The following is a 12049-nucleotide window of genomic DNA, read 5'->3' as shown; positions in this document are numbered from 1 at the left end:
CGATTATTGGTATCAATTAGAGTCTGAATTACATGGAATCATTGTCACTCGCTCAAGCGCAAAAACTGGTATTGCTTTCGCAAAAGCTGCCGCCTAAGAAGTTGCCACCTAAAAAGCAACGCAATGGAGGCACTTTGGCGAACACGCTGTCTGCGATTGAAAACCTTGGGTATGTTCAAATTGATACCATCTCTGTGATTCAGCGAGCTCACCATCATACGTTGTGGAATCGCAATCAAGACTACCAGCTTGATCATCTTGATAAGCTGCTAGAGCGTCGAGAAGTGTTTGAGTATTGGTCGCACGCTGCTGCGTATTTACCCATGCGTGACTACCGCTTCAGCTTACACCGCAAGAATGGTTTCGCGAGCGGTAAGCTTAAGCATTGGTATAAAAAGGATGATGCACTGATGGCGCATGTTCTCAAACGTATTGAGAATGAAGGGCCATTGATGGCGAAAGACTTTGAAGGGGATAGGCCAAACCCCGGCGGGTGGGGTGGCAAACCTGCTAAACAGGCGTTAGAGACTTTGTTTATGCAAGGTGACTTAATGGTGCCGAGCCGAGTGAACTTCCATAAGGTGTATGACCTAACCGAACGAGTTTTGCCGGGTGGCATTGATACCTCAGAACCAACGGAACAAGAGTACATCGAGCATCTGATAACACGTTATTTAGAGGCTAACGGAGTTGGAATAGCGTCGGAAATGAGTTATCTACTCAAGAACACAAAGCCTCTGATTCAGAAAACACTTCAACAGATGCTTGAAGATAAGCAGGTTCTGAAAGTAGATATTCAAGGCTCTGATTACTATGCCCTGTCAGGTGCTTTTGAACTGCTGAATCAACCTCTTTCCAGAACCAAGCTTAAGATACTGTCTCCGTTTGATAACCTGCTGATTCAACGAAAGCGAATGCAATCATTGTTCAACTTTGATTACCTCCTTGAATGCTATGTTCCAGAGGCCAAGCGTCAGTTTGGTTACTTTAGTTTGCCGATTCTATGGCAAGGTAAGCTGGTGGCGCGAATGGATTGCAAGGTCGATAGAAAGAGTCGCTTACTCAATATTCGCAACTTGGTTGTTGAAGACAGAGTTAAAACTCATGAGTCATTGATTGACGCTTTATGCGAAGAACTAAAACACTTCATGGTGTTCAACCAATGTGATGAGATGATTGTCCATAACACCACACCTTCCGACCTTGGCAAGCGCTTGATGAGCCAATGGCAAACAGTCTAGCGGTCTTTGTTGTTTAGAAAGCGCTTAGTTACTCAGCAAACGCAGCTAACAAGAACTCGACAAAGGTTCTGTTCTTCAACGACAGTTGCTTGGTTTTGTAGAGCAAGTGAATCGGCTTTGGTAACGGCGCCATGCCGGGTAGGATTTCCAACAGCGCTCCACGATCAATCTCTTCTGCGACTAAGATAGTCGGTTGCAACAACACGCCCACACCCTGCAGGGCGGCATACCGCAACACATCACCATTATTCGACATCAAGCGCACACGTTCTTTATTCGGTGTGGCGTGAGGAGCTTGGCTGCTGTAACTGAATCCAAGCGATGGGTGCTGCGCCAAGTCTTCCAATACTCTGATTTCAGCATGTTGGTTTAGGTAAGCGGGCGCCGCGCAGTAACACATCTCATAATCCCCTAAATACCTTGCGACCAAGCTTGAATCGGACAGGTCGCCAATTCGCACAATCAGATCTATGTCGGATGAATAAGGATCGACAAGGTCATTATTCAACATCAGCTCAACGTTAATGGTTGGGTGTTGTGCAAGGAATTTGGCTACGATAGGGGCAAGTACCTTGTTTCCGTAGGTGACAGGGCAGTTAATTTTTACCGTGCCTTGTGGTTGGTTTTCCAAGGTTTGAATCAGGTTTTCAGCATTGCTGATGTCTTCGAGAATTCGCTTACACTCACGATAATAAAGCTGACCTGAATCGGTTAAAGACTGCTTACGCGTGGTGCGGTGGATCAGCTGAGAGTTCAGACTGGTTTCTAAGGAATGGACATGTTTACTTATCATGGTCGCCGACAGGTTGAAGTGGTTTGCGGCGCTACGAAAGCTGCCCTGTTCCACTACGTAGACGAAGACTTTCATGCTGGTTAACTTATCCATTAAACACTCTTGGTTGATAAACAATAAACAAAAGGTGAGTTTATCAATTATTAGGGGTTAATTATATTAATGGCAAATCGATAATTAACTAAAATAAGAGCGTGAAATGCCTCAAATTAATGAAACCATCTTTGTTACTGCCGAACTTAAGATCAAAACTAACATAGAGCGAGCTGCTGCGATCGAAGCTATCGAACAGTTTTGTTTAGACATGCAGAGCGAGCCGGGCTGCCTACAAGCAATCGCAACTTATGATCAAAGCCAAAGCGATCGTGTGATCTTGATTGAGCAATACGCAAACCGCGAGGCGATTAATCAGCACTTTGTGATGCCTCATACCCAAGCATTTATTGAGCGTGATATTACGGAATTAGTGCAAGCATTTGAAACGCAACGTGGATCTATCAAAACACAAGAGCAGGAGATCTAAGACATGAAATGGGGAATCCTAGGAACCAGCTTTATCTCAGGCGTAATGGCGGATGCGATTAAAGGCGATGCTCAAAGCGAGTTGTATGCCGTTGCTGGTCGTACTGAAAAAACACTTAACGAGTTTGCTGCCCAATACCAACCAACACGAACCTTCAACAGCTATGAAGCCTTGATTGAAGATGAGTCGGTCGACATTATCTACATTGCTCTGCCAAACCATGTCCATCATGAGTATGTGATTAAAGCAGCTCAAAAAGGCAAAGCGATCTTGTGTGAGAAGTCTCTGTCGGTAGATATGGAAAAAACCGAGCAAGCTTTACAAGCCGTGAAAGAAGCGGGCGTATTCTTTGCTGAAGGTCTGATGTATTTAAACCATCCACTTATCACCAAGCTTCATCAAGAGCTGGCAACTGGTGAGATCGGCGAAGTGCGCTCAATTCAAGGTTCCTACGTTGCGGCGATTGATCAGTTCGTGAATCCTGCGAGCAAAGGCGCGCTATACAACCTTGGTTGCTACCCAATGTCGCTGATTCACTCTGTTGCGCAGCAGCTGTTCGGTGAGAGTGTGTTCGATGATGTGCAGATCTCGGCAATCGGCCGACGAGGCGAAGATAGCAATATCTGTGAATCGTCGGCGATGATGCGTTTCAATGACCGCTTGACCGCGCAAATCCACACCGCTGAAGACCACGGCTTAAAGCATGGCTTTACGATTCTAGGTAGCAAAGGCTGCATTACGCTAGATACTAATCCATGGTTACCGACTGCAGAAAACACGTTTACGGTAGAGATCTATGAGACGTCGACACGTGAAGTGAAAGTTGAAGCGCAAGGCGACGGCTTCCATTATCAAGTGCGCAATATCCGCCAAGCGGTTGAGCAAGGTGACACACAACTTGCTGCGCCAATGGCAACCCACCAAGACTCTCGCGTGATCATGACGTTATTAACTGATTGGGAACAAGCGGCGAGCTAATGTTTTAGTAAATTCTATACTCGTCTCATGTTTGATCGCCTCGTAAGCTATCAAACATGAGGCGTTTCCTCTATATCTTCCAGTCGACTCTCCCCAATAAATACTTTGCATTTGAAACCGCCACAGTGTCCAATATCAGGTAGTACGAAACTGACCGAAAAACCTTATTTTTTAAGGTGTTAAATAGGACCTTTGCCGCATGCGTAAATCAGATAAGAAAATCGAGAATCAAATCAGAGACGTGTTAACTGACGTTTGTGAAGACACGCTGAAAGGCTTCGATGGTTTTTTATGGGTGACTCACTCGGTCAACTTCTCATCTTTTCCGCAAAGTTTGAAAATTGTCTGTATATTCGATACCAATCAGGATAGAACGAACTTCTTAAGTGGCGAAGGTCAACAGAGTGCCTCTGGGGCTATCCAACACGCGTTCAATCAAGTTGGGATTCAACTGAAGAATATCGATAAGCATGTTAGTTACGATACACAAGAAAATTGCGACCGTGACCACCAAGGGAAGTGGAACAAGAGGCTTTAGTGCTCTTGCTTCTTTAGAACCCCTCAACTGTGTCGTGATAAAAAGGTCGTGAAATGAATAAAGCTCAAATTTCGCTTAACAAGAACACACTGCTAGGTGTGTTCGAGCAATTTTTGATACTAGCTCTGTGGCTGCTAGTAGGAAGTGTCGTTTGGTCTGTTTGGTTTATGTGGGGGATTAACGTTGTCCCCTTTGACGATCCTTACCTCTCTGATACTGAGTATCAACGTCTCATTAAGCAAGAAACTCAGCTGATCAATATCGGCTTATGGGTAGGTAAGCTCTATACCGCATGTGCGGTGATGTTTTTTACTGTACGCGTTAGGAAAGTGCTTCGAGCCTCAAGCGATGGATGAAATCCGTTTGGGTTATGACATTACTGGTATCTACTAGTATTTGTTCTCATTGATTGACTAAAAATCTACGAAACGAGATGTCGCTATCCATAAACTTAATTAATCAACAAAGCCGTTGGCAAGCGAACCGAAGAGAAGAAAGCCTACGCGAGGTAGGCTTTGATTGTCGTTATTTAATTGCGGTACAGAAGCTGACGTCTGAATGTTGAGTTTGCGGATCGTAGCTGTGGTAAAGCTCAAAACAAGGTCGATCGTCTGTTTCAATACCGGACTCAATGACGTTACTCATTAAATCATCCCAAGCTTTGGCATATTGGCATATTGGCAGATTTCGGTGATCGTTTGTCTCGTCACCGCATATTGCCCACCGGGAAAGTCCTTTAGCTCGATACCGCTGGGTACTTCGACATCCTCTGGAACCATTAAACAAATGTCTGTTCGGCACTTATCTGTCGGTGTGATTTCTGGGTTATCATGGTAAATGAACATGCAGGTGTTGCCTGATAATCCTTTCATTTCTGCCCACTGATAAAGACGGCCGCTAGGCTCTTCATACCCTTTTCCATAAGGGCCTGTTACTCGCACATACGCCAATTTTGATGATTCGAATTGTTGCGTTTTCATTGTCTTACTCCATGTTGAAAGTTCGGAGCCAGTATATGAATTACTCGTAACTGCATCGTTTCCAGTCTTGCGCAACGTGTGTCCAATCTTGCTATTTCGAGTTAACTCACCGAAAGCTTGGTAGTCTTCACAATCACGAAATGCGCTAGGCGTAACGCCAAAGTGTTGCTTGAAGGATTTGGCAAAGTTTTGAGACGATGAGAAGCCGTAATCTAGTGCAATATTAATAATAGGTTGCTTGGTTTTGAAGAGATCGTTGGCTGCCGCTTCGAGTCTCAATCGTCTGATAAAATCAGCAAGCGTTTCGCCTTGAACGGCCTTAAAAGTACGATGAAAATGGTAGGGTGAAAAGTTAGCTAATGCCGCGACTTCGATCAAGTTGAGCGGATCGTTAAAGTGCTTCTCTAAATAGCGTATAACGGGAACAAGCCGCTTATGATAGTCAACGTACATCGCTTTATTTACCACTCTCTGTTGTCATCGTTCTTGTTTAGATGACCGAGACTAGCCTATCCAAATTGAGTTTCAACATTGTGGCGCTCAAACTGAGATTCGATACAGCAAATCCAAGTCCTATTCTGAGTTCTAGGCTCTGATAACTTCTCATCTTCCAAACCGTATTATTCTCATTTTGAGAAAATCTGAGCTGATTTCTCGTTAGCCGGAGATACTTGGTTTCCAAATAAAATTAAAATCACAAAAATTTATCTTTTCCTTAATGTCTTGATTTTGAATCGGCATTTGCTCGTTTTCTTTGTCATGGATGAAACAATACAGACGAGCACTTGAACAATAGAGCCATGTAGTCGATACTTTTTTCGTATTTTGATTCCTAAATTGACACGCAAGTTGGCTGACTTTTCGTCTTGTGATTTAAGGCATGACAGTATCGATTAGGAAATTTGAATCATGAAAACCTACATTTCTGGGCTGCTCGCACTCATACCGTCATGTTTAATCGCTGGTTACGCTTTTGCTGTTGGTACAGCGGTTGTGCTGCCAGGGCAACATGAAGCGGGTGTTGATCTTTCGGGCTCCCCACTATCTGCGAATGCCGTCATTGATTGGGAAATTACCAACAGTGATATTGTCTTCGGAGCTTATGCCGACAAAGCCGACAATGAGCGGGCCACGACAATTGGTTATATGTACAACCAAGTCATGGCGATGAACTCGGGTTGGTTGGAGAACGATCTCCGTAACCAAGCTGAGTTAGAAGGCCTCAACTTCGAAGACTATTTTCTGCACTTTTCTGAAGATACTGTCATTGCCGAAGTTGATAAAACTCACGGCGAAAAGACGCTTTTAAACCGAAAGCCTATGATCTTGGGCTATACAGCCAGTGAAGACCATGCTGGCTTTTGGCTGTATCAAGAGCCTCCGTGGGATGCCGATGTGTTTGAGAATTTCGAACAGGGTGGGGCTTTGTATGTCTATCATGCTGAGCAGTTCGAACGGCTGACCTTTAAGTTCTCACAGTTTGCTGGCAGCGGCGAATTCTGGATTGAATACCCAACAGCTATTGATTCTCACGGAAGGGTTTCACAGTGGGAAAGGCTCGATGTAAAGAAAGACAAAACGCTCAGCATGACCAAAAACCAATCGGTGATCTGGAACCTTCCTAATGATTGGGTAAGAGCCACAACTCATGATGGCAGTGGTGCGAGCTATGGTGGCGGACAGTATTTTGGTTCAACCTTTTTGAGAGATGGTGGGCGCTCATACGTTGTGAGAGTTCGTTGGCAAAGTGAGAACGCCGACGACAGGCCGCGTTTAAAAGAAGTAAAACTGAAAAACAGTTTTCCAACCGTCAAATTAACCGACGCTCCGACTACAACGCCGGACGGCAATGCTATCAGCCAATGGCGAAAAATCCGCGGTTTTGATGTGTCTGCAGACCTAGATGGCGATAACTACTTGTCGCCAAGTGAGTATAGAAATCGAACTAATAAGAACGCGACAGCGCGTTTTCGTTGGGAATCAAGAGTGGTGCCATTTGGTCGAATGTGGAGCGCTAGCTCATCTTGGTCGTTAACAAACGTCGCAAACGCGGATTATCTATCTGCCATTCATCGCTACTACAAGCAAAGTTGGGCAGGCCAAGGTTTGAATGGTGCGTACAACGACGACACAAATAAGCTTATTGGTTCGAATCAGTTCTATGTTCATTCTGGCGGGCATGTTCAAGAGTTAGGAGCAGTTGCGGGTTCGAATCAAGCGGATGATCTCTATAAACAACAATTTTCAGCGTTTCTGAAAAATCTATCTGCTTTAGAAAGTGATGCGTCGATTGGGTTGAATATCGGAACCGCGAACTTACTGGGTCGAAATGGACAGTCTCATCTTAGCGAGGCAGGATCTCTTTATTTACGGGAGCACTACATTTTTCCATCTACTGGGTTTAGTGGTTACTCGGGGATCTCTAAATTCTGGGATAATTCTGCGCTCGCCTACAATGGACAAAGTGTTATTTTTCAGGCGACAACGCGTTATGGGCGAGTTCAGTATCTTGGAAATAGTGAAGAGAATTGGAAGCAAGACCAATACTCGACCCTAGCGATCTACCACCTCAATCGACACGCTCAACATAGCTACTTTAATCAGTGGAACAATGGTTACGTCTATGGAAGTGGCAACACGACGGCTGACACTTTCTGGCAAAGTGGTGTCCCTAAAAACATCGCCTACCAACCCAGTTCTTTATTGGCCGTTGATTTGGGAGAGCCGAGTCATCAGATCCCACAAGGCTTTGAGCCGATTCCTTTGATGCTATCGACAACGACACCTCAACCCGCGGACTACACCATCGTTGGCGACTCCTCGATGAACGAAATGGTGCATGCTGATCTGCTCAATGGTATGACTCACGTTCTGCCGACGTTTACGTACTTTATGTATCAATCTGAAAATCAGGTGGTTGCTGGTGGTCCTGAGGACATGGTGTTAGCGAGAGAGTTCAGCAATGGTCGTGTGTTGTATCGCACGGATTTCCACGGTAAGAACCCGAGCTTTTATGACGCGGAAAAACTCACCATTGTGCTGGATGTTCCAATGAAACCTGTTGATGCTAACGGTCACGTTGGTGACTATGTGAGTGAAATAGAAATTGGCGGTTATGAAGGGCTGTTCTTACTTTATTAGAACCAATGCGAGTGAGTGCTCTCGAACCTGAGTAGACTAGAGCTTAGGTTCGGGATATCAGCTTATTCTTTTTACACTGCTTAAACTCTTTGGCGATCCACGATTGCTCGTTTAAACCATTGTCGATTAGAGCAAAAAGGTAGCCATCGACTTTGCTTGAAGCTGCTGGATATTCTTGAAAAGCGTGCTTAGGGTAGCCGGGGTAATCTGTCTCGTATTGAGCGTCTAACTGCTTACCGAGTTGACGCCATTTTACGAATAACTCCGAAGAAGACGTCTCAACCTTATATTGCCCCAAAATGCGTTGGTGATGGGTTAACGCCACTTTAGCGCAGTGGTTGGTCTGTACGACTTTTTGTATCAATTCAACTTGTTCTTCACTCATGGTTTTCGCCAGTACATTCTCTTGTTCGATGCGCGCCATTCGCTCACCAAACGTTTCAGCATGGGTGGGAAACACAAAAGTAAGCGGTAAAGCCAATACCAAAAGACGCTTGTAGAACATAACCAAACTCGTTAAAAGGATTCGCGGCTATTATGCCGTCCGCCGCCAATATTATTAATGAATATAAACGCTTAATTGTAAGAATTATTTTTATCGAGTAGATAAATAGATGGTTTTGGGTGAAAGCCATTCAGGCTCTGAATGTTTGGTTGGTGAGCCTGAAGCTTGATGGGGGATCCGTTACGAGTTAATGACCTTAATGCCTTTGTCTCGAAGCTCATCAATCACACTGCTCGAAAGATCAATGTCGGTGAGCAAGCTATCAAGGATGAAAGCTGGCAATTCGTCCGGTTGGCTTGCTAATCTGACATAGGGGCATTTTTAGATTGGGCACTCATCAAAATTACTAACCTTTTGGATCTCTCAGTATGAAAATTGTTATTGCACCAGACTCGTTTAAAGAATCTTTATCGGCTGTATCGGTGGCGGCGTGCATTGAAAAGGGCTTTTGTGAAATCTTCCCTGATGCTGAATACGTGACCTTGCCTTTAGCCGATGGCGGCGAAGGGACTGTGGATGTGTTATTGCAAGGTTTAGTAGGGCAGAAGCGAACATATCAAGTGGAAGGGCCGTTGGGCGCATTGGTTAATGCTGAATGGGCGATGCTTGAGCCATCCGATAGCAACCCGAACAAAACGGCATTGATTGAAATAGCCGCTGCATCGGGTTTGGACTTGTTGAAACCAGAGCAGCGTGATCCATTGGTTGCTTCTTCATTCGGTACTGGGCAACTGATTTTGGAAGCGATAGAGCAGGGCGCTCAAACGATTATTCTTGGATTGGGTGGCAGTGCGACTAATGATGGTGGTGCGGGTATTGTTCAAGCGTTAGGCGGGACATTGTTAGATAATGCAGGGCAAGAGCTTAACCGAGGAGGCGCTGCACTAGCGGATTTAGCATCTATTGATCTTACTGGTTTAGATTCCCGCTGTGCTGATATCGAGTTAATTGTGGCGTGCGATGTCGATAATCCGCTGTGTGGTGATAACGGTGCCAGCCATATATTCGGCCCACAAAAAGGGGCGACACCGGAACAAGTCTTGATGCTTGATAAGGCGCTTGCGAACTTTACTCAAGTTGCAGAAATACAAGGCCTTGTTGGTGGCGATGACCCCGTTCACAAGCGCACGGGTTATGGCGCGGCTGGTGGTGCTCCAATGGGGCTTGGTTTGTTGTTTAACATGCAGATCAAACCGGGTATTGAGATGGTGCTTGATGTTTTGCAAGCCGATGAAGTATTGAAAGGCGCAGACCTTGTGATTACCGGCGAAGGTCAAATGGACAATCAAACTCTGCAAGGAAAAACGCCTTATGGGATTGCTAAACGTGCGAGCTTACAGGGTATTCCGACCATAGGGGTTGCTGGTTCTTTAGGCTCCGAAGTAGAAGCACTTTACGGCGAAATGAGCAGCTTGTTTGGTACCGTGAGATCACCTCAAACCTTAGAAATAGTACTACAAGAGGCTGATGTCAACTTGACGAGAACGGCAAGAAATATTGCAGCGACTTTACGGTTAGGTCACAAAATATCGCAAAAATAGTGGGCATCTACAAGATGGGGTAAACCGATGTTTGGTTTGCTGTGTTTCGTAAGTTTATGATTATTATATTGTAAATATTCTTATCAATATGAAATGATTATGATTTAGATCATTAACTTGATAGGTTTTGTCCATGATAACGATAATTACAAACGATTATATTTTACTTTGATTCAAGCTTATTCTATATCCTTAGTTACTGCGTGGTTTTGTGTGATGAATAACTACCATACAGAAGTGGCGGTGCAACAAAGATGCTGCACCTAAAAGGTAATAAGGAATTGATGATGAGTAAAAAACTAACTACAGCTGCGGGTTGTCCTGTTGCTCATAACCAGAATGTTCAAACTGCGGGCAAACGTGGTCCTCAACTTCTTCAAGACGTTTGGTTCTTGGAGAAATTGGCCCATTTTGATCGTGAAGTGATTCCAGAGCGTCGTATGCACGCGAAAGGCTCAGGTGCTTACGGCACATTTACCGTTACACACGACATCACAAAATACACCAAGGCAAAATTGTTCTCTGAAGTCGGTAAAAAAACCGACTTGTTTGCACGTTTCACAACAGTTGCGGGTGAGCGCGGTGCTGCCGATGCTGAGCGAGATATCCGTGGCTTTGCATTGAAGTTTTATACTGAAGAAGGCAACTGGGATATGGTGGGTAACAACACGCCAGTATTCTTCCTTCGTGATCCTCTTAAGTTCCCTGACTTAAACCACGCGGTGAAACGTGACCCACGCACCAACATGCGTAGCGCGAAAAACAACTGGGATTTCTGGACTTCTTTGCCGGAAGCTCTGCACCAAATTACTATCGTAATGAGTGACCGTGGCATCCCTGCGACTTACCGTCACATGCACGGCTTTGGTAGCCACACGTTCAGCTTCATCAATGCTGATAACGAACGTTTCTGGGTTAAATTCCACTTCAAATCTCAGCAAGGTATTAAGAACCTTTCTGATGCAGAAGCGGCACAAGTGATCGGTGATGATCGCGAAAGCCACCAACGTGATTTGCTAGACAGCATCGATAACCAAGACTTCCCGAAATGGACGCTGAAAGTACAAGTGATGCCAGAAGCGGATGCAGCGAAGGTTCCATACAACCCGTTTGATTTAACTAAGATCTGGCCTCATGCAGATTACCCGTTGATTGAAGTGGGTGAATTCGAGCTAAACCGTAACCCACAAAACTTCTTCGCAGAAGTTGAGCAGTCGGCATTCAACCCGGCGAACGTAGTTCCAGGTATCAGCTTCTCACCAGACAAGATGCTACAAGGTCGTCTGTTTGCTTACGGTGATGCACAACGTTACCGTTTGGGTGTAAACCATCAGCATATTCCAGTGAACGCTCCTCGTTGCCCAGTACACAGCTACCACCGTGATGGCGCGATGCGTGTCGATGGTAACTTCGGTGGCACATTAGGTTATGAGCCAAACAACGAAGGTCAATGGGCTGAGCAGCCAGATTTCGCTGAACCAGCATTGAACCTAGATGGTGCAGCAGCACACTGGGATCACCGCGAAGATGAAGATTACTTCTCGCAACCGGGTGACTTGTTCCGCCTAATGACACCAGAGAAGCAAGCGATTCTTTTTGATAACACTGCTCGCAACCTAGGCGGCGTGCCAAAAGAGATTCAATTGCGTCACCTAAGACACTGTTACAAAGCCGACCCTGCATACGGTGAAGGCATTGGTAAACTGCTTGAAATCGACGTGAGCGAATTTAAGTCGTAATCAATCATCTTAACTAGTTAATTGAAAGGCCGTTGAGTGAATCACTCGATGGCCTTTTTTGATCTCTTGG

Annotated in this window: 10 protein-coding genes and 2 pseudogenes; 8 read left to right on the top strand and 4 right to left on the bottom strand. The window is 45.1% G+C overall.

Going from position 1 to position 12049, the window contains the following annotated elements:
• Positions 1-32: 32 nt before the first annotated feature.
• Complete coding sequence (locus tag MSG34_RS02455; protein WP_248336180.1) at positions 33-1241, top strand: crosslink repair DNA glycosylase YcaQ family protein; 1209 nt, start codon at positions 33-35, stop codon at positions 1239-1241.
• A gap of 28 nt (positions 1242-1269) precedes the next feature.
• Here MSG34_RS02455 and MSG34_RS02450 read toward each other — a convergent pair whose 3' ends face one another.
• Positions 1270-2127 carry a LysR substrate-binding domain-containing protein gene (locus MSG34_RS02450; RefSeq protein ID WP_248336179.1) on the bottom strand — a complete coding sequence of 286 codons (858 nt, stop codon included), beginning with the start codon at positions 2125-2127 and terminating at the stop codon, positions 1270-1272.
• 106 nt (positions 2128-2233) lie between these two features.
• On the opposite strand from MSG34_RS02450, the gene MSG34_RS02445 reads away from it, so the two are divergent.
• The 4 genes from MSG34_RS02445 to MSG34_RS02430 all read left to right on the top strand — a co-directional run bounded on the left by MSG34_RS02445 (position 2234) and on the right by MSG34_RS02430 (position 4429).
• Positions 2234-2557, top strand: a complete 324-nt coding sequence (locus MSG34_RS02445) for an antibiotic biosynthesis monooxygenase (RefSeq protein WP_248336178.1) — start codon at positions 2234-2236, stop codon at positions 2555-2557.
• A 3-nt stretch (positions 2558-2560) separates the two neighbouring features.
• Complete coding sequence (locus tag MSG34_RS02440) at positions 2561-3535, top strand: Gfo/Idh/MocA family oxidoreductase (protein WP_248336177.1); 975 nt, start codon at positions 2561-2563, stop codon at positions 3533-3535.
• Positions 3536-3734: 199 nt separating this feature from the next.
• Entirely contained in the window at positions 3735-4073 is a 339-nt protein-coding gene (locus MSG34_RS02435) for a Fis family transcriptional regulator (protein WP_248336176.1), read from the top strand.
• 53 nt (positions 4074-4126) lie between these two features.
• Positions 4127-4429, top strand: a complete 303-nt coding sequence (locus tag MSG34_RS02430; RefSeq protein ID WP_241486948.1) for a hypothetical protein — start codon at positions 4127-4129, stop codon at positions 4427-4429.
• A 169-nt stretch (positions 4430-4598) separates the two neighbouring features.
• Here MSG34_RS02430 and MSG34_RS02425 read toward each other — a convergent pair.
• Positions 4599-5506: pseudogene (locus tag MSG34_RS02425) on the bottom strand (GyrI-like domain-containing protein).
• Positions 5507-5962: 456 nt separating this feature from the next.
• On the opposite strand from MSG34_RS02425, the gene MSG34_RS02420 reads away from it, so the two are divergent.
• Positions 5963-8194 (top strand): hypothetical protein, encoded by a 2232-nt coding sequence (locus MSG34_RS02420; protein ID WP_248336175.1) that lies wholly within the window; start codon positions 5963-5965, stop codon positions 8192-8194.
• A 43-nt stretch (positions 8195-8237) separates the two neighbouring features.
• Here the strand turns inward: MSG34_RS02420 and MSG34_RS02415 are convergent, their stop codons facing one another.
• Both MSG34_RS02415 and MSG34_RS02410 read right to left on the bottom strand, forming a co-directional pair.
• A complete protein-coding gene (locus MSG34_RS02415) occupies positions 8238-8699 on the bottom strand; it encodes a hypothetical protein (protein ID WP_050712354.1) in 462 nt (153 codons plus the stop codon).
• Positions 8700-8879: 180 nt separating this feature from the next.
• Positions 8880-8966, bottom strand: a pseudogene (locus MSG34_RS02410) (DeoR/GlpR transcriptional regulator); the annotation flags it as partial.
• Between the two features lie 101 nt (positions 8967-9067).
• Here MSG34_RS02410 and MSG34_RS02405 point away from each other — a divergent pair.
• Entirely contained in the window at positions 9068-10240 is a 1173-nt protein-coding gene (locus MSG34_RS02405; RefSeq protein ID WP_248336174.1) for a glycerate kinase, read from the top strand.
• A 287-nt stretch (positions 10241-10527) separates the two neighbouring features.
• Positions 10528-11979, top strand: a complete 1452-nt coding sequence (locus MSG34_RS02400; protein WP_048609850.1) for a catalase — start codon at positions 10528-10530, stop codon at positions 11977-11979.
• Positions 11980-12049 lie beyond the last annotated feature (70 nt).

Source organism: Vibrio sp. 1CM2L (assembly GCF_023161695.1).
GTDB lineage: Bacteria > Pseudomonadota > Gammaproteobacteria > Enterobacterales > Vibrionaceae > Vibrio > Vibrio coralliirubri.
This window is presented reverse-complemented; position numbering and strand designations above follow the sequence as displayed.

What these genes read in the sequence shown, in the direction of transcription:
- MSG34_RS02455 (WP_248336180.1), top strand. Translation starts at nt 33, where the DNA reads ATGGAATCATTGTCACTCGCTCAAGCGCAAAAACTGGTATTGCTTTCG.
- MSG34_RS02450 (WP_248336179.1), bottom strand. Translation starts at nt 2,127, where the DNA reads ATGGATAAGTTAACCAGCATGAAAGTCTTCGTCTACGTAGTGGAACAG.
- MSG34_RS02445 (WP_248336178.1), top strand. Translation starts at nt 2,234, where the DNA reads ATGCCTCAAATTAATGAAACCATCTTTGTTACTGCCGAACTTAAGATC.
- MSG34_RS02440 (WP_248336177.1), top strand. Translation starts at nt 2,561, where the DNA reads ATGAAATGGGGAATCCTAGGAACCAGCTTTATCTCAGGCGTAATGGCG.
- MSG34_RS02435 (WP_248336176.1), top strand. Translation starts at nt 3,735, where the DNA reads ATGCGTAAATCAGATAAGAAAATCGAGAATCAAATCAGAGACGTGTTA.
- MSG34_RS02430 (WP_241486948.1), top strand. Translation starts at nt 4,127, where the DNA reads ATGAATAAAGCTCAAATTTCGCTTAACAAGAACACACTGCTAGGTGTG.
- MSG34_RS02420 (WP_248336175.1), top strand. Translation starts at nt 5,963, where the DNA reads ATGAAAACCTACATTTCTGGGCTGCTCGCACTCATACCGTCATGTTTA.
- MSG34_RS02415 (WP_050712354.1), bottom strand. Translation starts at nt 8,699, where the DNA reads ATGTTCTACAAGCGTCTTTTGGTATTGGCTTTACCGCTTACTTTTGTG.
- MSG34_RS02405 (WP_248336174.1), top strand. Translation starts at nt 9,068, where the DNA reads ATGAAAATTGTTATTGCACCAGACTCGTTTAAAGAATCTTTATCGGCT.
- MSG34_RS02400 (WP_048609850.1), top strand. Translation starts at nt 10,528, where the DNA reads ATGAGTAAAAAACTAACTACAGCTGCGGGTTGTCCTGTTGCTCATAAC.